Source organism: Streptomyces sp. DSM 116793 (assembly GCF_057320905.1).
Window position 1 is genome coordinate 4,860,473 of the sequence record NZ_CM170494.1, and the last position, 19,873, is coordinate 4,880,345.

The window sequence follows — 19,873 nt, forward strand, 5'->3', positions numbered from 1 at the left end:
TGGGACACGTGGGCGACGTGGGAGTCGGTCGTCAACGCCCGTCACCTCCTCCTGTGCGATTGCTGCCGCCGCTGCCAGCGGGGCCACCCCTGTTGGTGGCCGCGTGCGGGGTGTTGACGGGGCTGCTGCGGGGCGCCGGGGGCGCGGCCGGTACGGGGCCGCCCCCGCCGCCCATGCCGCCCACGGTGCCGCCGTCGGACGGCCGGGTGCTGTGGGCGGCCACGCCGCCGCTCGCCGGGTTCGCCGGTACCGGGCCCTGGCCGCCGCCCGGGCCGGCCGCGGCGCCCTCGTCGGCGCGGCCGCGGGTGCTGTGCGTCTTGATGCCCTGGGAGACGAGGGCGGCCGGGGAGCTGATGACGGCGGCCGCGCGGTTCTCGGCGCCCTGGTGAATGCGGTTGTTGCGGGTGTTGGCGATCTCGTCGCCGAAGCCGGGCACGAACCGGTAGATGACGGCGCTGGCGAAGATGGCCAGCAGGATGATGGCGAGTCCGGAGACCACGGCGGAGAACGCGCCGGGCCCGTCGTCGGACGCGCTCAGGGCGCCCGCCAGGCCGAGGACGATCACGATGATCGGCTTGACGAGGATGACGGCGATCATGATGCCCGCCCAGCGGCGGACGTGGCCCCACATGTTCTTGTCGACGAGGCCCGCGTAGACGACGGTGCCCAGCAGGGCGCCCACGTAGAGCAGCGCCGCCCTGATGACGAGTTCCAGCCAGAGCACTCCCGCGGCGAGGATCGACACCAGGGAGACGACGATCAGCATGATCGGGCCGCCGCCGATGTCGTCGCCCTTCTTCAGCGCGTCCGAGAACGAGCCGAAGAACACGTCCGTCTGGCCGCCGGTGGTCTTCGCGAGCACATCGGTGACGCTGTCCGCCGCCGACACCACCGTGTACAGGATCAGCGGGGTGAAGGCGGACGCGAGCACCGTCAGCCACAGGAACCCGATCGCCTCGGACAGCGCGGTCGTCAGCGGCACACCGCGCACCGCGCGCTTGGCGACGGCCAGCAGCCACAGGAGCAGCGTCAGGATCGTCGACGCGGCGAACACGACGGCGTACTGCTTCAGGAAGGTGGGGTTGGTGAAGTCGACGTTGGCGGTCTCCTTCACGGTCTTGCTGAGCTGGTCGATGGTCCAGGAGGCGGCGTCGGCGCAGCCCTTGGCGAGGGACGAGAGGGGGTCCAGGGGGTTCGACACGTCCGGGGGCGTGGAGCCGCCGCCGGAGCCGCCGGGGCAGAGGTCCCTGGCGGGTCCGGGGGCGCAGTCGTCGCCTTTGCCGGGGTCGGGCGCGGCGACGGCACGCGTGGCGAGCAGCACGGCGGCGCTCTGCACGGCCGCTGTCACGGCGGCGAGCTTGAGTGCGCGGGCGTTAGCGGGCATACGTGAAGCCTCCGTACCCTTCGACCGCCTTGGCGATCTCGTCGGCGCTGGACGCCCGGTTGTCGCCCGGGACCGGTGAGGGGCCGTCCTTCTGCGACTGGTCGACGATCTTCCAGTCGTCGGCGGTCCACTGGAGCGTCATGGTGATCGTGAACCAGTTGTCGGTCACCGGGGTGTTGGATTTCTCGCCGGCCAGCCCCAGCAGTCCGCCGCACCAGACGGAGACGGTGGCCCGGTCGCCGGAGAAGTCGCCGGCCTTGGTGCCGATGGGGCTGGTGCGGGAGACGAAGGTGTAGCCCTCGGGGGCCGAACCGTCGTCGTTGAGGCCGACCGTCTTCTCGAACCGAGGTGAGTACGCCTTGTCGAATCTGCTCTTGAAGTCGTCGACCCTGGACGGCGCGACGATCGCCTCCAGGATGCCGTCGCGCCTGCCCTTGTCGAACATGTCTGCCGACCCCAGGGCCACCGCGTAGTTGGCCGCCGCACTCTGGGCCCCCTGCTCGTCGTGGGCGAAGCCGGAGGGGATGCCGTTCTCGGAGGTGGTGCTCACGGGGCGCTTGCCGGTGGCGGAGGTGGGTGAGGTGCCCGGTTTCTTGTCGTCGGCGGCGGAGCCGGAATCCCCGCCACCACGGTTCGCGAACGCGATGGCGGCGATGAGGAGGACGATGACACCGACGACCGTGACAAGGCTCCGGGTGCCGCGTGTGGCGGGACGGCGCCCGGAGCCGTAGGGGGCGCTGTCGCCCTCCGGGAGCCGGGTGCGGGTCTGGCCCGCCCGTCCCGCGCCGCGGCCCGGAGCGCCGCCGTAGCCGCGCTCGCCGCCGTACCCCTGATCGTCGCCGAGACTCATGCCGCGTTCGCTCCCTCGCCTTTGAGCTGGACCCCGTTGTACGACGGTAGTGGCCGTGCTGCTTGCCGCGTGGTTGCGGTGTGGTGACTCGACATCAGGGAGAAGCAACCTCAGTCGGTGGGCACGGCGGGTGGATCGGGCGGACGGGTCGGCGGAGGCGGATGGGATCGGTGGGACACGAGGGGCGGCCGGGCGACGGGTCCTGACCGGCTGCCGGTCCGGGCGCTCGGGGGACGGACAGGGGCGCGGATCCGCCGCTCCGGGCGGCCGCGGCTAGACGGCCATGCCGTACACGATGGTGAAGAGCGTGCCGAGCGAGCCGATGATGAAGACTCCGGTCAGGCCCGCGATGATCAGGCCCTTGCCCTGCTCCGCGCTGAAGGTGTCGCGCAGTGCCGTGGCACCGATGCGCTGCTTGGCCGCGCCCCAGATCGCGATGCCGAGGCAGAGGAGGATGGCGACGGCCATCACGACCTCGATCATCACCCGTGCTTCGGCGCCCAGGCTTCCGAAGGGCCCCCAGTCTGGGGCGATTCCGCCGATGATGGTGGAGATATCGCCCTTGTCGGCTGCCATAAGCATGTAACTCACCGCCCCCTGTTGGGTAGTTCCGCTCTCTCTGCCGTCGTGCAGAGGTCACGCATCATTCTCGCTGACAATGATGCCCGTGGATGGCGGTCCTGCGTCATCGGATGGCGTGTTTCGTGCGGATCCACAACCGGATGTCGCATGGATGTTCCCCGAGCGGCGGTCAGGCGGGGGCCGTGGGCGCGGGCTTGCGCGGCTGCGGCGCGCTTCCGGAACGGCGCGTACGACCAGGGCGTGACCCCAGGAAGCCGTCGTTTTCGAGGAGCAACTCTCCCTGGGGCGCCGTCGTCTCCGAAAGACCGCCTCGCTTCGGCCTCTCTCCTTCGGGATCCCTCCTGGTGCCGTCGTCCTAGGAGCTGTACCCGGAGCCGAAGCTCTGCACGACGTAGGCGCACTCCGTGTAGGTGTAGCCCGATTCGATCTTGGCGGTGTCCGTACCGACGCTGGTCGAGGAGCCCGTGGACTTGTGCAGGAAGTACGTGGTGCCGACGGGCAGGCGGATCGTCCTCGCCGGGTAGTGCCTGCCGCTGTCCTTGCAGGCGGACACCGACGCCGCCGCCTCACTGAAGTAGGTCGAGCAGCCGTGGCACGCGCCGAGCTTGAAACTGCCGGTGACGGGGCCCGTGTAGAGGATCTCGATCTCGTCGGGGCTGTCGTTCTTGATGGTCACGGGGATGCTGCCGCCCGAGCCGCCGGAGGGCAGGTGCCTGCCCGCCGCCGGGACGCTCTTGGCGATCTCCGCGGCTATCGCGATCTTCTTGGCGCGGTCGCGGTTCTTGTCGTGCTTGTAGGTGTCGACGAAGTCGTTCAACGTGTCGAGGGCGCCGGCGAAGTCCTTGTCCTTGTACTGGTCCACGCCGCACGCATACGTGCCGGACTGCACCTTCTCGTCGGCCTTGTGGGCGTCCTTGGAGAGCGCGTCGGCGATGCCGGCCCTCTCGCCGGGCAGCGCGGAGGCCTGGTCGCCGAGGATGCGCAGCCGGTCGGTGGCGGGGCAGGGGTCGCTGCCGCCGAGGTCCTTGGCGGCGGCGTCGATGGTGTCGCTGAGGGCGGGCTCCACCTTGGCGGCCTGCGGGGACTCGGGGAAGGTGGTCAGGAGCTGGGCGAGGTCGCCTTTCTCGGTGTCCCCCTTGTCGTTGCCCAGGCCGTCGATGCCGCACTCGTAGAAGGAGGTCGCCAGCCGGTCGTCGGGCCAGGTCGCCAAGGTGCCCAGGCGCTGCCTGCCGAAGCTGTCGGGCACCTCGCGCAGGTACTTCAGGCGCTCGACCGCGTCGCAGTACTTCTTCTGGTCGTAGGGCGTGGCGACTGCCCTGTAGTACTTCGTCAGGCTGTCCGGTACGCGCCTGCCGGCGCGCGAGTCGGAGTGTTTGCTGTCGAGATCGCGGTAGGTCGCCAGGGCCTCGTCGAAGTCCGGCTGGGCCGCGCTGAATGGCTCGTTCTTTGCGGCCTGGACGAGCTTGTCCGCCTGGTCGAGCCGGTCGAGCAGGGCCTGCTCGATGGCCTCGTCCCTGGCGTTGCCGTACAGGACGACGCCTCCGGCGGGCACGGCCAGGAGCACCAGGCCGAGTGCGGCGGCGACGGGGGCCTGCGGGGGCCAGGACAGCCGGGTGCGCAGGCCGCGCAGTGCGCCGTGCGCGGCGGCGAGCGCCAGGAAGGCGAGGTAGGCGAGGACGTTCCTGCCGGAGACGCCGTCCGGATCCGCGGGGAGTGCCGACACCAGCAGGAGGCCGGTCGCGGCCCAGCAGACGACCATGGCGAACCAGCGGCGTGTCAGGGCGTACCCGAGGCCCAGACCGCTCAGATTGAGCAGCGCCACGGCGGCGGCCCGCAGGGGGTCGGCCGGTGCGGGGGGTTCGGGCGGTGCGGCCGGTGGGGGCGGCGCGGGTGGCATCGAAGGGGCCCCGGACGTTGGTGGGACCTTGGGTGCGGGGAGTGCCCCGGGTGCGGGTGGGAACGCCGGGACCGCCGGCGGGTGCGGAGGTGGCGGTGGGGCGCCGAAGGAGGCACCGAAGGGCGTGCCCGGGGCCGCGCGCGGGTCCGGGGCGGCGGCCGGGATCGGGCCCGGGGTCACCCGCGGGTCCGGGGCGCCACCCGGATCCGGGGCGACGCCGCCTCCGTCCTTGCCCGTCTCGCCCCTGGCCTTGCTCGTGGCCTTGCTCGTGTCCTTGCCCGCGTCTCCCGCGTCTCCCGCCTCTCCGCGCTCTTCCCGCGGCTGATCCCAGGCCATCGCGACTCCCCCTGATTGCCGGACGACGTCCGGCGCGCGTCCGGCGCGCGTCCGGCGCGCGTGCGGCTGTGCGTGCGGCTGTGCGTGCGGCTGTGCGTTCCCACCCCTGCTGCTGAGTGAATTCTGCCCGGGTACAGGGCAGGATCACAGCGATTCCACAGGTTCACCTTAGCCAGGCCGGACAGGGCCCGGTGCGGGTTTGCCCTGCGCGGAAGAGCTCCGGCAGAGGGCCCGGGGACCGGGTCCTCCGTTGCCGACGGCACAGGGATACCAGCGGCCACCGGGGACTGGCCCCCGGTGGCGTGGTGGCGGTCGGATCGCGGCCCGACTCGCCCGTCCCCGGGCGGGGCTCCGGTGGGTGGGACGGGTAGGGTCGGCGTGATCAAGAAGACGGGTCGCGACGGAGGCACCTCATGACGACGTCCGTACCGGAGGCCGCGGCGGATCCGCGGCGGACCGCGCTCCTCGTGATGGACTACCAGACGTCCATCGTGGGGCTGCTGCCCGAGACCGAGGGCGCCGCCCTGGTGCGCCGGGTGGGGGACGCGATCACCACGGTGCGCCGGGCGGGCGGCACCATCGGTTACGTACGCGTCGGCTTCACCCCCGAGGATCTCGCGGCGGTGCCACCGGCGAACAAGATGTTCTCGGCGATCGCGGCCCGCGGCGGCATGGACGCCGACGGACCAGAGACCGCCGTCGTCCGGGAGCTCGCGCCGGCCGAGGGCGACGTCGTGGTGCGCAAGACGCGGGTCGGCAGCTTCTCCACCACGGACCTGCACGAGCAGCTCACCCGGCGCGGCATCACGACCCTGGCGCTGGCGGGCATCTCCACGAGCGGGGTCGTGTTGTCCACGGTCCGCGACGCGGCCGACCGCGACTACCGGCTCCTGGTCCTCTCCGACGGCTGCGCCGACCCGGACGCCCAGGCGCACGAGGTCCTGATGGAGCGGGTCTTCCCGCGTCAGGCGGATGTGCTGGGCATCGCGGAGCTGCCCCACGTGCTGGGCCAGTCCCCGGCGGCCGGCTGAGGCTCGTGGGTCGGCTGTGGCTGGCTGGTCGGCTGTGGCTGGCTGGTCGGCTGGGACTCGCTGGTCGGCTGGGACTCGCTGGTCGGCTGAGCCTCGCCTCGGGCTGAGCCTCGCCGGTCGGCTGTTGTTGCCGGGGCGTCAGGTCGGCCGTCGGCTGTCAGGGTCAGGTCGTTCAGGCCGGCCGTCGGCCGTCGGCCGCCGGCGCCGGTGCCGGTCAGATGGGCCTGGCGGTCGGCCGCCGGTGCCGGTCTGCTGGGGAGCACCGGTCAGCCACCCGCGGCCCTGCGGCCCCGCGACCGCGCCCCAGCGCCCCGCGACCGCGCCCCAGCGGCGCGCGGCCGCGGCCGGCCACCCGCGGCCGCGGTCGGCCGCGCGGGGCCCTGTGCACTCACACCTGGGCGTCCAGGCCGCCGGGGCGGCGGTCGGCGAGTTCCGTGCCGGCGCCCGGCAGTCCGCCCGATCCGGCGGGGAGGCCGTTTCCCGCGGTCGGAGCGGTGTCCTGCGGGAGCGCTCCCGGGCCGGGCAGTCCGTCGCCGGGCTGTGCGTCGAGCCCGGCCACGAAGTGGTCGAACTCGCCGGCGCGGACGCCGAGGACGAAGGCGTCCCACTTGCGGCGGGTGGTGGTCACGACGTTCTCGGGGTTGCTGGTCTCGCGCAGGTAGACGTGGTCGGCCGGGCCGAAGGCGACCTCGATCCAGGGGCCGGGGCCCGTGGCGTCGTCGGGGGCGGCGCGGACCCAGTCGAGGTCCGCCGGGTTGGTGTGCTCGGACACGGGTCGTCGGTTCCTTGAGAGGGGGCCGGACGGAGCGAGGCGGCGGGTGCCGGGGCGAGCGGGCCGTGCCGCTCCGTGGGCGGGACATTCCGCGGCCACCGTATCGTCACCGCGGTTCCGTGCCACGTGGTTAAAGGCGAGGGCGGCTGCGCGCACCACCCGGGAGGTTTTCCACAGGCGGTTATCCACAGGCTTCCGGCGCCATCCCCACGGCCCCTGCTGCCCGCCTACACTGGCGCTCGGTGGATTACCGGGCGGCGAAGGGGGGTTGACGGTGCGTAAGGCATGGCTGGTCGCGGGGCTCGCCGGCGGCGGAGGCCTGTCGTTTCTCGTGGTGCTCGTCGTCGGGACGTACATGGCAGCGGGGAACCTCGGGGGCGCGGCCGGCGGAGCGGCGGTCGACCTGGCGGAGGGGTCCGTGCCCGCCGCGTACCAGAGCATCGTCCAGGACTGGGGCCATCTGTGCCCGGCCATCAATCCGGCCCTGCTGGCGGCCCAGCTCTACCAGGAGAGCGGCTTCAATCCGAACGCCCGAAGCGCGGCCGACGCCGAGGGCATAGCCCAGTTCATCCCCGGCACCTGGGCCACCCACGGCATCGACGGCAACGGCGACGGCAAAGCCGATGTGTACGACCCCGGCGACGCCATCCCCTCCGCCGCCACCTACGACTGCAAGCTGGCCTCCTACGTGAAGGACGCCGCCGGCGACCAGACGGAGAACATGCTCGCCGCGTACAACGCAGGCGCCTACGCGGTCATCAAGTACAACGGCGTCCCGCCGTACCGGGAGACGCAGAACTACGTCAAGACGATCACCAGCCTGGAGAAGAGCTTCGCCAAGCCCGCCGCACGGGTGGCTCCCTCGAAGCAGGCGGCGGGGGCGATCTACTTCGCGCAGAAGAAGATCGGCACGCCCTACCTCTGGGGTGGCAACGGCACGCCGGAGCAGGGCGGCCGCTTCGACTGCTCCGGCCTCACCAAGGCGGCCTACGCCTCGGTGGGCATCACCCTGCCGCGCGTGGCGAACGACCAGTACAACGCCGGCCCGCACCCCGGCCGCAAGGAGCTGCTCCCAGGCGACCTGGTCTTCTTCTCGGACGACCTGACGAACTCCCGGGCGATCCGGCATGTGGGCATATACGTGGGTGGGGGGTACATGATCGACGCGCCGAGGTCGAACACCAAAGTCCGGTTCGACCCGATCGACACACCTGACTATTTCGGGGCAACCCGGGTCACCCGAGATGGCGCCGAGGCGCTGCCCGACAACCCGCCGTCATCGGCGTGACCGTCTATTGACTCTCCGTCAAAGCTGCCCCCTGAACTGCGGCGATTGAGTCTCTCTTCGGTAACTTCTGCATGATCTTTCGGTTGAGAGCGGAACGTGTGGACAGAGACTGTGCGTTCCTCAGAAAGGCTGGGGTTGGTGGGCTTTCGAAGACGTGAGCTGGCTGACGCGGGCTCCGTCGGAGCGGGCCCGCGGCCACGGGGGGTGGTGAGAGCGGTGCACAGCGACGTGCGCCGGTGAGCAGACGAGAGAAGACGAAGGGGCCGCTGCGCGATGGCTGGACTCGCAACGTCCGGGTCGAACCCTGACGTCAGCCTGCTCTACGACATCAATGGCCTGGCCAAGGGCTCGCCCGGGTGGCTGGACCGCACGGTGGAGTTCCTCGGCGAGTACGGCCTGCTGATCGGCCTGCTCCTCCTCGTCCTGATGTGCTGGTGGAGCCAGCGCAGGCACGCCCCCTCGCTGGACGCCGCCGCCTCCTCGGTTGCCGCGGTGCTCTGGACCCCGTTGGCCGCCGGCATCGCCGTGCTGGTCAATGTGCCCATCCGCGGGTTCGTCGGACGCCCGCGCCCGTTCGTGGACCACGACGGGATCGACGTCCTGATCCATGGCAAGCACGACTACTCGTTCGTCAGCGACCATGCCACTCTCGCCATGGCCATGGCGGCCGGGCTCTTCGTCGCCAGCCGGAAATTCGGGCTCATCGGGATCGCGATGGCCCTGGCCGAGGGCTTCTGCCGGGTCTTCCTCGGCGTGCACTACCCGACCGACGTCATAGGCGGATTCGCGCTGGGCACGGCGGTCGTCCTCCTGCTGTCACCGCTGGCGTCCGCCGCCCTGACACCGCTGACGAAGGCGGTGGGGCGGTCCGTGCGGGCCGGCTGGCTGATCCGGGCCCGTTCCAAGGACGCGCACCTCTCCCTGGCCGACGACGGAACACCCCGGGCGGAACCCGCGCAGCAGTCCGGCGCTGCGTCCGCTGCCACGGACGGCGCAGAACCGGCCCCGTCCACCTGGCCCGCCGCCACGGCCCGGCCGGACACCGCGAACGGGGCCGACCAGGGCTCCGAGGCGGCGTTACAGCCCGGTACGGAGCGGGCGCGGCGGTCCGGGCAGGACACGGCGCGGCGTTCCGGCACCGAGACGGACGACGAGGCCCCGGCTCAGGTGAGCCGGGCCCCGCAGGATCCGCAGAAGCCAGGTCCGCGCGACCCGCAGGGACCGAGCGAGCCCGACCTGGCGGCATAGCGGACGACGCCCGCGAGCCGCCGCTCCTGGCGGCGACTCGATCTGTCGGCGAGGCCGAGGCGGGTTGCCGTGGTGTTGGACCGGCGTGCCGCCCGGGGCTGTGGGGGCGGGGGCAGGGGCCACCCTGGCGCCCCGGGCCGGGCCACGGACCTGCCCGGGCCCGTCCAAGGCAGCACGGCAGCGTGCCGCTACACGGCCTGTGGATAACTGAAGAACCCCTCCGGGTCGTACTGCTTCTTCACCTTGCTCAGCCGACCCGCGGCCTGGCCGAAGTAGGCGGAGCGCCAGTCCTTGAGGGTGGAGTCGGTGTAGTTCTGGTAGGCCGCGCCGGAGGCGTAGGGGCGCATGGCCGAGTGGGCGCGGTCCAGCCAGGACTGCGCGGTGGAGCCGGAGGAGCCGGCCGGCCAGGACACCAGGTACTGGGCGAGCATGCGTGAACGCCGGTGCACGAACGCGGTCGCCATGGGATCGACGCGGTTGACGGCGCCGCCCAGCGCGGTGAGCGCGACGCTGCCGGCGCCCCCCGAGACGGACCGCATCTGCGCCAGCAGTGTCCGGATGCCCGCGTCGGAGAGAGAGCGGTCGAAGAAGTCGGAGCGCGCGGCGTAGGTCTCGCGCCCCAGCACGCCTTCGGGCGCCCTTCCCGGAGTTGGGCCCTGGAGGTGACACTGAGTATCGGTGTACGAGGAGCAGCCCGCGTACACCTCCATGGACGCCTCGTACGAGCGCCGCCGCAGCGAGACGCTGCGCGCGGAGGAGCCGATGCGGTCGGCGAGGCGGTCGACGGCGTTCTGAAGTTCGCCGTAGGTGCCCAGAGAGAAGGCGGAGATGGAGATGGTGGGTGTACCGCCCGCAGCACTGTCGATATGCGCCGCCGACCAGATCTCGTCCGCCTGGTCAGGGCCCCACTCCTGCCAGCCCGCTATGACGGCGGTCGCCATGCTCCAGGGCCAGGTCATATAGGCGGCCACGCCCTGCGGCGCCGCGTGGGTACGGAAGCGCAGCTCGGTGACCACGCCGAAGTTGCCGTTTCCCGCGCCGCGCAGCGCCCAGAAGAGGTCGCTGTTCTCCGACTCGCTGGCGGTGAGCTGCTTGCCGTCGGCGGTGATCAGGGTGGCCTGGGTGAGGCTGTCGCAGGTCAGGCCGTAGGCCCGGGAGGCGACCCCGTGGCCTCCGCCGAGGGTGAGGCCCGAGACGCCGACCGTGGGGCAGGAACCGGCGGGGATGGTCACGCCCTTGGCGGAGAGGGTGCGGTAGACGTCGATGAGCTTGGCCCCCGCGCCGACCACCGCCTCCGAGCCGCTCGCCCGTACGCTCGCCATCTTCGAGACGTCGATGATGAGGCGGTCGTCGCCGGAGGACCAGCCCGCGTACGAGTGGCCGCCGTTGCGGATGGAGACCTTGACCTTGCGGGCGCGGGCGTAGGAGAGGACGGTGCGGATGTCGTCGGTATCCGAGACATAGGCGACGGCGGCGGGCTTCAGGCCGTCGAAGCGGGTGTTGTAGAGCTGGCGGGCGGTCGTCCAGGAGGCGTCGCCGGGGCGGACGAGCGTGCCGTTCAGGTCACCGGCGAGCGCCTTCAGGTCGGCCGGAGCCGCCGGCCCGGGGGCGCCGCCACCCGAGGAGGTCCGGGCCCCGCCGCCGGTGCCCGCGGGGGCCCCGCCGCTGTTCGAGCTGCCGCTCCTACAGCCGGCCGTCACCGCGGCGGCCAGCACCCCGGCCCCCGCGCCCACGAAAGTGCGCCTCTCCATGTGCCGTCCCGTCTCCCGTCGTGCTCCCGGGGGTCCCACCGGGAGAGTCCTCGTCTCTCGGCCTCTCGCGCCCGCACCCGGCGGGCCGTCCGGCGCCTGTCCTGAACGGATCCGGCGCCTGTCCCGAACGGATCGGCGCCCGTCCCGAACGGGTCCGGTCCGGCCCGGCCGCCGGATGCCGTTGCGGTCCCACTGCCCGCGCGGGCCCGTTCGCGGCCGGCTCTCGCAAGGACCAGACGGTGCAAGTGGGGTCCCGGGTTCCGCTCAAGGACGCTTGTACGAAGGGAGTCAGCCGGGGCCGGCCGGGGCGGCGCCGGACAGACCCCGGCCGGCGCCCGCCGCGGTGTGCTCCTCGGCGTCCGCGCGGGCCCGGCTGCGGGCCCGGCGGGCCGGACCGCGCCAGCCGCATGTGCACCGGGCCGTGCAGAAGCGGCCCTGCTCGACGGTGGTCGTGCGATGGCCGTCCGGAGAGTGCTCCGCCGATTCCCGCTGCCACACCACGGAGGTGACGGTACCCGGGCCCGGCGAGCCTCAGGCCTGCCCGGCCCGGCTGATCGGCAGGCGCGTGACAAGTGCTCTTACCGGTCGTTAACCGGACAACAAGGGGGGCCACACCGACGGACGGGTTCTGGGGGTTGGCAGGCGATGGTGGTGCAGCACGGGAGGGTCGGCAGGGCGGTCACGACGGCCGCCGCGGTGGCGGGTCTGGTGTGCGCCACCGCCGGTTGTTCGGGCGGCGGAGCCGCGGCCGACAGCCGGCGCGCCGTCGATCCGGTCGACGCCGTGCGCGACGCCGCCCGTGTGCTGGTCGGAGAGGGCACTTCCCGGGCCAGTACGGCGATGGTGATGGCCACCGGTGGTACCCGGGTCACCATCCGCGGCGAGGGCGTCTACGACTACCGGGCGCGGCTCGGCAGGCTCCGGGTGGTGCTGCCGCCGGACCCCTCGGGCGTCGAGGAGCACCGGCCCATCACCGAACTCCTCGCCCCCGGCGCCCTCTACATGAAGAACCGCGGCGCCGGGGTGCCCGCGGACAAATGGGTTCGGGTCGACACCGCATCGCTGTCGGACGGGAACCTGGTCACCGGCGGCGCCACGGACCCGCTGGCCGCGGCGCAGATCCTCGCGGGCGCGCGGCGGGTGGCATACCTGGGCGAGTCCGAGGTGGCGGGCACGCCCGTGCGGCACTACCGCGGGGTGGCGGACCTCGCCCGCGCGGCCCGTGCCGTCGACCCCGGTGCGGACGGGCAGGTGCTGGCCGCGGCCGCGCACGGACTCTCCAGGGCGCAGGTGCCGTTCGACGCGTACCTCGACGAGGAGGGCCGTGTCCGCAAGGTCCGGCACCGCTTCAGCTACGACAACGGCCGCACGGACAAGCCCGTCGCCGTCATGTCGGTCACGCTCCTGTACGACTTCGGCGCCCCCGCGGCCGTACGGCTGCCCGACCCGGAGGACATCTACGCGGGAAAGATCGCGGAGTCGTAGGGCGCGGGATCGCGGGGCGGGGTTGTGGGGCATGTGACTGCGGACGCCTGGCTGGGGTAGGGGGCTCGCGGGGGTGTGCGGGGGTGGAACTGCGGGCGTGAGGGGTGCGCATGGGGGGTGTACGGGGCGCCGGAAATGGTCCGTCCGTGCCATGCGCCATGCGTAGGCCGCTGCCTACGCTGGGAAGCCGGTAACGGCAGGAAGAGGTGATGTGCATGGCTCTCGTGCGTGAAATGGCCGTACAGGACCACATCGCCCTCGCCGAGATCGAGCTGTGCGGCGAACTGATCATTGCGGCGTCGGCCGCGGATGGGGAACGGCTCAGCGCCGACCGCATCGACGAGGTGCTGAAAGTGGCCGAGGAACGGCCACGCGCGGGACTTTGACGCCGCGCTTTTGAGACAGCCGGTGCGGTGGGTGCGTGTCCGGATTCCTTCGCCCTGGCGGGCGGGCATAGTGCGGCGGGCGGGCGGTGTACGGTCCTTCGCCCTGGCGGGCGGGCACGGAGCGCCGGGGCGTCCGGGGTCTTCGCCCTGGCGGGCACGGAGCGGCGGGCGGACGTCCGGGGCCTTCGCCCTGCGGGCGGGCATGGTGCGGTGGGCCGATCTCCCGTCTCCGCTGCCGCAGTGCCGGGCGCTGTGCGCTGGGCGGCGGGGCAGTGGGTGTTTCGGCGGGGGTAGCGGTCTGCGCGGTGGTGGGGGGAGCGGTGTGTGCGGTGGGGAAGCGGTCGGTGCGGTGGGGGAGCGGTGTGTTGGCGGGTTGCGGCCCGTGCGGCGGCGTCGGCTCGGGTGAGTTCGGCACCGCCGGTCTGCTTGCGGGGGGTTGCTCGCCGTTGCGGCGGGAGTGGGGAAGGCGTCTGGGTACGGCGTAAGTGGGGGTGGGGGTAGGCGCCTCGGTACGGCGGGAGCGGGGAAGGGCCCTGGCCACGGCTGGAGTGGGGAGAGTGTCTGGCCGCGGCTGGAGTGAGGCAGAGCGACTGGGTACGGCGGAAGGGGGAAAGCCCCTGGGAACGGCCGCAGTGGGAGAACCCCTGGGAACGGCGGAAGTGGGCAAGCCCCCAGGTACGGCCGGAGTGGGGGAAGGGCCCGGGTGCGCCGGGCCCCGGTGCCGGACGGGTGCTCGTTCTGCTGGAACGCCGTCCGGCAGCCGGGGCGCCGGCGGTCATGTGCGCAGCAGGCGGCCGATCGCCCTGGTGGCCTCCTCCACCTTTGCGTCGATCTCCGTGCCGCCCTTCAGCGCGGCGTCCGCGACGCAGTGGCGGAGGTGTTCCTCCAGCAGTTGGAGGGCGAAGGACTGGAGGGCCTTGGTGGAGGCGGAGACCTGGGTGAGTATGTCGATGCAGTAGACGTCCTCGTCGACCATCCGCTGCAGGCCCCGGATCTGGCCCTCGATGCGGCGCAGCCGCTTCAGGTGGTCGTCCTTCTGCTTGTGGTACCCGTGGATCCCGCGGTCGTGGTCCGTGACCACCTCCTGCGCGCCCTCCTGCGCGGCCTCCGGCGCGCCACCCGCACCGCCCGCCGTGCCCGTACCGCCCGCCGCACGTGAACCGCCCGCCGGACGCGAACCGGACACCGCTCCCGCACCGCCCGCCGCACCGGCGGCACCCGCCGCCCCCGCCCCCGCGCGAGCCACCGCACTGGCACCGGTCACCTCGCCGACACCGCCACCCGCACGGGCACCGCTACCCGTACCGGCACCGCCACCCGCACGGGCACCGCCACGCGTACCGGCACCGCTACCCGTACCGGCACCGCCACCCGCACCCGTATCGGTCACCCCGTCCGCACCGGTACCGGCCGCCGTGCCGGCCCTCGCGCCGGCGGCCGCTGCGTCCGCGCCGGCCCCTGTGGTCGTCATAGCGTCCTCCGCTGCTGCTCTCCGTGACTCCGCCTGCCGTGCCCGACTGCTGCACCACTCGACTTCGTGCACTGCCTGACTGCTGCTCTACCTGACTCTGCCGGACCGGCCGACTCATCGCCCCGCCGACGCACCCGTTCACGGAGCCCCACGGGCCCCGTGAACTCGCCCCACCCACCCCCGCAACGTGCGAAATCCCACATTTTCCACCCTGTCGCAACCATTCCCATCGCCGCGACGGGCTGGTCGGAATCAGCCTTGGCCATGCTGGGGCGGCCGAAAATGATCGCAACACAGAGGGGCGAACCCCTTGAATTGCCCCAGTGCGCGCCCGAATTCTTATACCCCCGATGGGTATACTGTACCGAATTTTCCCGGGTATGCGACGGTGGACAAGACCGCGTGCTGATCGCAGTGACCGATGGGCGACACTGGTGGACGCCGGTTAGCCGTGGCCGGATGATGTGCCTAGCATCAGCCTGACCGAGACCCAGAGGACCCGAGGACCCTACGTGCGCTTTCGTCTGACCCCCAGGGAGACGAGCTTCTACGACATGTTCGCCGCGTCCGCGGACAACATCGTCACGGGCTCGAAGCTCCTCATGGAACTGCTCGGGGCGGACTCCTCCGCCAGGGCCGAGATCGCAGAACGGATGCGGGCCGCGGAGCACGCGGGGGACGACGCCACCCATGCGATCTTCCACCAGCTGAACTCCTCCTTCATCACTCCCTTCGACCGCGAGGACATCTACGCGCTGGCCTCCGAGCTCGACGACATCATGGACTTCATGGAGGAGGCCGTCGACCTGGTGGTCCTCTACCAGATCGACGAGCTGCCGAGGGGCGTGGAGCAGCAGATCGAGGTGCTGGCGCGGGCCGCCGACCTCACCGCCGAGGCCATGCCGAACCTGCGCACCATGGAGAACCTCACCGAGTACTGGATCGAGGTCAACCGCCTGGAGAACCAGGCCGACCAGATCCACCGCAAGCTGCTCGCCCACCTTTTCAACGGCAAGTACGACGCGATCGAGGTGCTGAAGCTCAAGCAGATCGTGGATGTGCTGGAGGAGGCGGCCGATGCGTTCGAGCACGTGGCCAACACGGTGGAGACCATCGCGGTCAAGGAGTCCTGAGGAATTGTGGACACCTTTGTCCTGATCATCACGATTTTCGTCGCGCTCTTCTTCGCCTATACCAACGGCTTCCACGACTCGGCGAACGCGATCGCGACCTCGGTGTCCACGCGGGCGCTGACGCCCAGGGCGGCGCTGGCGATGGCCGCGGTGATGAACCTCGCCGGCGCCTTCCTCGGCAACGAGGTCGCCGAGACCGTCAGCAAGGGCCTGATCTCGACGCCGCACGGCAGCAAGGGCATGGCGATCCTGTTCGCCGCGCTGGTCGGGGCGATCATCTGGAACCTGATCACCTGGTACTTCGGCCTGCCGTCGTCGTCCTCGCACGCCCTGTTCGGCGGCCTTGTGGGGGCGGCGCTCGCGGGTGGGATCACGGTGATCTGGTCGGGCGTGATCGACAAGATCGTCATTCCGATGTTCGTGTCGCCCGCCATCGGACTGGTCATCGGCTTCCTGGTGATGCTGCTGATCCTCTGGCTCTTCCGGCACGCCAACCCGCACAAGGCCAAGCGGGGCTTCCGCGTGGCACAGACGGTGTCGGCGGCGGCGATGGCGCTCGGGCACGGTCTTCAGGACGCCCAGAAGACCATCGGCGTGGTGGTGCTGGCGCTCGTCATCTCCGGGGTGCAGGGCAGCGACGACGAGATCCCGGTCTGGGTCAAGGTGGTCTGCGCGGTGATGCTGTCGCTCGGCACGTACGCGGGCGGGTGGCGGATCATGCGGACGCTGGGGCGGAAGATCATCGAGCTTGATCCGCCGCAGGGGTTCGCCGCGGAGAGCACCGGCGCGGCGATCATGTTCGGTTCCGCGTACCTCTTCCACGCGCCGATCTCCACGACGCACGTGATCACTTCGGCGATCATGGGGGTCGGGGCGACGAAGCGGGTCAACGCGGTCCGCTGGGGGGTGGCCAAGAACATCGTGATGGGGTGGTTCATCACGATGCCGGCCGCCGCGCTGGTGGCCGCCGTGTGCTACTGGATCGTGTGGTTCCTGTTCGGCTGACCCACCGGCTCTCCGGCTGGTTCAGCTGATTCAACGGCCTCCCGGCCGGCCCGCGGGGCACCCGGACGCGGACGACGGGCATGTGGACGACGGACGTGGACGACGGGCATGTGGACGACGGACGTGGACGACGGGCATGTGGACGACGGACATGGACGACGGGCATGTGGACGACGGACGCGGACGACGCGGACGTGGCGTGGGCAGGCTCATGGTGGCGGGCAGGGCCGTGGACGTATGCGGGCCCGCCCCCTCGGTAGCCGGTGGGGGCGGGCCCTGGTGACCTCGCGGTGGCACCGCCATGCAGCACCGCGAGGGGTTCAGCCGAAGCGGCCCGAGATGTAGTCCTCGGTCGCCTGCACGGACGGGTTGGAGAAGATCCGCTCCGTCTCGTCGATCTCGATGAGCCTGCCGGGCTGGCCGACCGCCGAGAGGTTGAAGAACGCGGTGCGGTCGGAGACCCGGGCCGCCTGCTGCATGTTGTGCGTCACGATGACGATCGTGAAGCGCTCCTTCAGCTCCCCGATCAGGTCCTCGATGGCGAGCGTCGAGATCGGGTCGAGCGCCGAGCAGGGCTCGTCCATCAGCAGCACGTCCGGCTCGACGGCGATCGCCCGCGCGATGCACAACCGCTGCTGCTGTCCGCCGGACAGCCCCGAACCCGGCTTGTTCAGGCGGTCCTTGACCTCGTTCCAGAGGTTGGCGCCCTTGAGGGACTTCTCGACGATGTCGTTCAGCTCGCTCTTCTTGTACGAGCCGTTGAGCCTGAGTCCGGCCGCCACGTTGTCGTAGATCGACATGGTGGGGAACGGGTTCGGCCGCTGGAACACCATGCCGACGGTGCGGCGCACCGCCACCGGGTCGACGTGCGCGCCGTACAGGTCCTCGTCGTCCAGCAGCACCTTGCCCTCCACGCGGCCGCCGGTGGTGACCTCGTGCATCCGGTTGAGGGTGCGCAGGAACGTGGACTTGCCGCAGCCGGACGGGCCGATGAAGGCGGTCACGGAGCGGGGCTCCACCGTCATCGAGATGTCCTCGATCGCCTTGTGGGAGCCGTAGTAGGCGGTCAGTCCGCTGACGTCTATTCGCTTGGCCATGTGAATCACCGCTTCTTTCGCGAGGTCGCCGTGGCCGCGTCAGCGACCTGTTGAGGGTGCCTTCCAGCGGGCGATGCCGCGGGCCACCAGGTTGAGGATCATGACGAAGGCGATCAGGGCCAGGGCGGCGGCCCAGGCGCGGTCGTACGCCGCGGTGGAGCCGGCGCTGTTCGCGTACTGCTGGTAGATGTACAGCGGCAGCGAGGCCTGGGCGCCCTCGAAGGGGTTGTTGTTGATGAAGCCGGTGCCCCACACGAGCAGCAGCACGGGCGCGGTCTCGCCGGTGATACGCGCGATGGCGAGCATCACACCGGTGGTGATGCCGCCGATGGACGTCGGCAGCACCACCTTGAGGATGGTGCGCCACTTGGGCACCCCCAGCGCGAGCGAGGCCTCCCGCAGCTCGTTCGGGACGAGCTTGAGCATCTCCTCCGTGGAGCGCACCACGACCGGCATCATCAGGATCGACAGCGCCAGCGAACCGGAGAAGCCGGACGGCCCCAGCTTCAGGATCAGCACCAGGCTGAGGATGAACAGGCCGGAGACGATCGACGGGATGCCCGTCATGACGTCCACGAAGAAGGTCACTGCGGTGGCCAGCCTGCCGCGCCCGTACTCGACGAGGTAGATCGCGGTGAGCGCGCCGATCGGCACGGCGATCAGGGTGGCGATGCCGACCTGCTCCAGGGTGCCGATGATCGCGTGGTAGATGCCGCCGCCCGGCTCGGTGTCGGCGACCACGCCCATCGAGTGGGTGAGGAAGTAGCCGTTGAAGACCTTCACACCGCGCTTGACGGTCGCGTAGATGAGCGAGGCCAGCGGGATGACGGCGATGACGAAGGCCACCCAGACGACGCTGGTGGCCACCCGGTCCTTGGCCTGCCGCCGGCCCTCGGTGCGGGCGGAGAGCGCATACGTGCCGAGGACGAAGAGCACGGCGGCGATCAGGCCCCACTGGATCCTGCTGCTCAGCCCGGCGCCGAGGCCGATGGCGACGGCGACGACGATGGCACCGCCCGCGATCGCCCAGGGCGACCAGCGCGGCAGCCGGGCGCCCTGCAGGGTGCTGCGGCCCGTGCCGGAGACGGTTGCGTGTGTCATGCGTTGGCCCCCGAGTACTCCTTGCGGCGGGCGATGATCGCGCGGGCCGCGCCGTTGACCAGCAGGGTGATGACGAAGAGCACCAGACCGGACGCGATCAGCGCGTCCCGGCCCTGCTCGGTGGCCTCGCCGAACTTGCTGGCGATGTTCTGGGCGAAGGTGCCGCCGCCCGGGTCGAGCAGGCTGGCGTGGATCTCGAAGGTGGGCGACAGGACCGTGGCCACGGCCATCGTCTCGCCGAGCGCACGGCCGAGGCCGAGCATGCTCGCGGAGACCACGCCGGAGCGGCCGAACGGCAGCACCGACATGCGGATGACCTCCCAGCGGGTGGCGCCCAGCGCGAGGGCCGCCTCCTGCTGCATCTGCGGGACCTGCCGGAAGACCTCACGGCTCACGTTCGTGATGATCGGCAGGATCATGATCGCGAGCAGGATGCTGGCGGTGAGCAGGGAGCGGGGCGCGCCGCCCTGCCACTCGAAGATGCCGGTCCAGCCGAAGTACTGGTCGAGCCAGCCGAACAGGCCGTTCAGGTGCGGGACGAGCACCAGCGCGCCCCACAGGCCGTACACGATGGACGGCACGGCGGCCAGCAGGTCGATCACGTAGGCGATCGGGCCGCTCAGCTTCCGGGGCGCGTAGTGGGTGAGGAACAGCGCGATGCTGACGGCCACGGGGACGGCGAGGGCCATGGCGATCACCGACGAGACCACGGTGCCGAAGGCGAGGACCGCGATACCGAAGACCGGCGGGTCCATCGTCGGGTTCCACTCGAAGGTGGTGAAGAAGTTGCCGTGGTCCTTGGAGACGATGATGGCCGCGCGGTAGGTCAGGAAGGCCGCGATGGCTGCCATGATCAGCAGCAGGAGGATGCCGGAACCCCGGGACAGACCGAGGAATATCCGGTCGCCGGGGCGGGTGGCACCCCGGGCGGCCCGGGTCGGCTCGGCGTCGGGAGGGCCGGGCACGGGGGGCGCGGTGGGGTTCTTGGTGGTTGTGTCCATGAGATTCTCCGGTCTGCGGGGCCTCCCCCCACTGCCTCAAAGCGTGGGAGGTACC

General features: G+C 71.4%; 16 protein-coding genes and 2 pseudogenes. 7 read left to right on the plus strand and 11 right to left on the minus strand.

The genetic code is table 11. The features are described from left to right. Positions 1-31: 31 nt before the first annotated feature. The 4 genes from ACSMXW_RS18800 to ACSMXW_RS18815 form a co-directional block, all read right to left on the minus strand. Positions 32-1,384 carry a hypothetical protein gene (locus ACSMXW_RS18800; RefSeq protein ID WP_485797870.1) on the minus strand — a complete coding sequence of 451 codons (1,353 nt, stop codon included), beginning with the start codon at positions 1,382-1,384 and terminating at the stop codon, positions 32-34. After that, the gene (locus tag ACSMXW_RS18805) at positions 1,374-2,234 is read right to left on the minus strand and encodes a DUF8175 domain-containg protein (RefSeq protein WP_485797871.1); all 861 of its coding nucleotides are present in this window, start codon (positions 2,232-2,234) and stop codon (positions 1,374-1,376) included. The genes ACSMXW_RS18800 and ACSMXW_RS18805 overlap by 11 nt, the downstream gene beginning before the upstream one ends. A gap of 273 nt (positions 2,235-2,507) precedes the next feature. Beyond that, entirely contained in the window at positions 2,508-2,816 is a 309-nt protein-coding gene (locus tag ACSMXW_RS18810) for a hypothetical protein (protein WP_485808143.1), read from the minus strand. Between the two features lie 355 nt (positions 2,817-3,171). Next, on the minus strand, positions 3,172-4,713 hold the full coding sequence (locus tag ACSMXW_RS18815) for a hypothetical protein (RefSeq protein ID WP_485797872.1): 1,542 nt from the start codon (positions 4,711-4,713) through the stop codon (positions 3,172-3,174). A gap of 749 nt (positions 4,714-5,462) precedes the next feature. Here ACSMXW_RS18815 and ACSMXW_RS18820 point away from each other — a divergent pair. Then, a complete protein-coding gene (locus tag ACSMXW_RS18820) occupies positions 5,463-6,080 on the plus strand; it encodes a cysteine hydrolase family protein (RefSeq protein WP_485797873.1) in 618 nt (205 codons plus the stop codon). A gap of 544 nt (positions 6,081-6,624) precedes the next feature. Here ACSMXW_RS18820 and ACSMXW_RS18825 read toward each other — a convergent pair. Continuing rightward, positions 6,625-6,852, minus strand: a pseudogene (locus tag ACSMXW_RS18825) (DUF397 domain-containing protein); the annotation flags it as partial. Positions 6,853-7,120: 268 nt separating this feature from the next. Between ACSMXW_RS18825 and ACSMXW_RS18830 the strand changes: the two are divergent. After that, positions 7,121-8,140 carry a C40 family peptidase gene (locus ACSMXW_RS18830; protein ID WP_485797874.1) on the plus strand — a complete coding sequence of 340 codons (1,020 nt, stop codon included), beginning with the start codon at positions 7,121-7,123 and terminating at the stop codon, positions 8,138-8,140. Between the two features lie 273 nt (positions 8,141-8,413). Continuing rightward, positions 8,414-9,046, plus strand: a pseudogene (locus ACSMXW_RS18835) (phosphatase PAP2 family protein); the annotation flags it as partial. A 530-nt stretch (positions 9,047-9,576) separates the two neighbouring features. Here the strand turns inward: ACSMXW_RS18835 and ACSMXW_RS18840 are convergent. After that, positions 9,577-11,139: an FAD-binding oxidoreductase gene (locus tag ACSMXW_RS18840; RefSeq protein ID WP_485797875.1), complete on the minus strand. Its 1,563-nt coding sequence runs from the start codon at positions 11,137-11,139 to the stop codon at positions 9,577-9,579. A 288-nt stretch (positions 11,140-11,427) separates the two neighbouring features. After that, the gene (locus tag ACSMXW_RS18845) at positions 11,428-11,637 is read right to left on the minus strand and encodes a hypothetical protein (protein WP_485808144.1); all 210 of its coding nucleotides are present in this window, start codon (positions 11,635-11,637) and stop codon (positions 11,428-11,430) included. 147 nt (positions 11,638-11,784) lie between these two features. Between ACSMXW_RS18845 and ACSMXW_RS18850 the strand changes: the two genes are divergently transcribed. Together ACSMXW_RS18850 and ACSMXW_RS18855 are read left to right on the plus strand one after the other, a co-directional pair. Then, positions 11,785-12,624, plus strand: coding sequence for an SCO4651 family lipoprotein (locus ACSMXW_RS18850; protein WP_485797876.1), 840 nt, complete (start codon positions 11,785-11,787; stop codon positions 12,622-12,624). A 215-nt stretch (positions 12,625-12,839) separates the two neighbouring features. Next, the gene (locus ACSMXW_RS18855; protein WP_485797877.1) at positions 12,840-13,010 is read left to right on the plus strand and encodes a hypothetical protein; all 171 of its coding nucleotides are present in this window, start codon (positions 12,840-12,842) and stop codon (positions 13,008-13,010) included. 775 nt (positions 13,011-13,785) lie between these two features. Here ACSMXW_RS18855 and ACSMXW_RS18860 read toward each other — a convergent pair. Next, positions 13,786-14,196: a metal-sensitive transcriptional regulator gene (locus ACSMXW_RS18860; RefSeq protein WP_485797878.1), complete on the minus strand. Its 411-nt coding sequence runs from the start codon at positions 14,194-14,196 to the stop codon at positions 13,786-13,788. Between the two features lie 797 nt (positions 14,197-14,993). Here ACSMXW_RS18860 and ACSMXW_RS18865 point away from each other — a divergent pair. Beyond that, positions 14,994-15,614: a DUF47 domain-containing protein gene (locus tag ACSMXW_RS18865; RefSeq protein WP_485797879.1), complete on the plus strand. Its 621-nt coding sequence runs from the start codon at positions 14,994-14,996 to the stop codon at positions 15,612-15,614. A gap of 6 nt (positions 15,615-15,620) precedes the next feature. Next, positions 15,621-16,619 (plus strand): anion permease, encoded by a 999-nt coding sequence (locus ACSMXW_RS18870; RefSeq protein WP_485797880.1) that lies wholly within the window; start codon positions 15,621-15,623, stop codon positions 16,617-16,619. A gap of 320 nt (positions 16,620-16,939) precedes the next feature. Here the strand turns inward: ACSMXW_RS18870 and pstB are convergent, their stop codons facing one another. Genes pstB through pstC form a run of 3 tightly spaced genes read right to left on the minus strand, consistent with a single transcriptional unit; the run spans position 16,940 to position 19,818 of the window. After that, complete coding sequence (gene pstB, locus ACSMXW_RS18875) at positions 16,940-17,716, minus strand: phosphate ABC transporter ATP-binding protein PstB (protein ID WP_485797881.1); 777 nt, start codon at positions 17,714-17,716, stop codon at positions 16,940-16,942. Positions 17,717-17,755: 39 nt separating this feature from the next. Further along, complete coding sequence (gene pstA / locus ACSMXW_RS18880; RefSeq protein WP_485797882.1) at positions 17,756-18,817, minus strand: phosphate ABC transporter permease PstA; 1,062 nt, start codon at positions 18,815-18,817, stop codon at positions 17,756-17,758. Further along, entirely contained in the window at positions 18,814-19,818 is a 1,005-nt protein-coding gene (pstC, locus tag ACSMXW_RS18885; RefSeq protein ID WP_485797883.1) for a phosphate ABC transporter permease subunit PstC, read from the minus strand. The genes pstA and pstC overlap by 4 nt, the downstream gene beginning before the upstream one ends. Positions 19,819-19,873 lie beyond the last annotated feature (55 nt).

Coding starts and splice junctions, on each gene's coding strand:
- ACSMXW_RS18800 (WP_485797870.1), bottom strand. CDS start 1,384: ATGCCCGCTAACGCCCGCGCACTCAAGCTCGCCGCCGTGACAGCGGCC.
- ACSMXW_RS18805 (WP_485797871.1), bottom strand. CDS start 2,234: ATGAGTCTCGGCGACGATCAGGGGTACGGCGGCGAGCGCGGCTACGGC.
- ACSMXW_RS18810 (WP_485808143.1), bottom strand. CDS start 2,816: ATGCTTATGGCAGCCGACAAGGGCGATATCTCCACCATCATCGGCGGA.
- ACSMXW_RS18815 (WP_485797872.1), bottom strand. CDS start 4,713: ATGCCACCCGCGCCGCCCCCACCGGCCGCACCGCCCGAACCCCCCGCA.
- ACSMXW_RS18820 (WP_485797873.1), top strand. CDS start 5,463: ATGACGACGTCCGTACCGGAGGCCGCGGCGGATCCGCGGCGGACCGCG.
- ACSMXW_RS18840 (WP_485797875.1), bottom strand. CDS start 11,139: ATGGAGAGGCGCACTTTCGTGGGCGCGGGGGCCGGGGTGCTGGCCGCC.
- ACSMXW_RS18850 (WP_485797876.1), top strand. CDS start 11,785: ATGGTGGTGCAGCACGGGAGGGTCGGCAGGGCGGTCACGACGGCCGCC.
- ACSMXW_RS18855 (WP_485797877.1), top strand. CDS start 12,840: ATGGCTCTCGTGCGTGAAATGGCCGTACAGGACCACATCGCCCTCGCC.
- pstB (WP_485797881.1), bottom strand. CDS start 17,716: ATGGCCAAGCGAATAGACGTCAGCGGACTGACCGCCTACTACGGCTCC.
- pstA (WP_485797882.1), bottom strand. CDS start 18,817: ATGACACACGCAACCGTCTCCGGCACGGGCCGCAGCACCCTGCAGGGC.
- pstC (WP_485797883.1), bottom strand. CDS start 19,818: ATGGACACAACCACCAAGAACCCCACCGCGCCCCCCGTGCCCGGCCCT.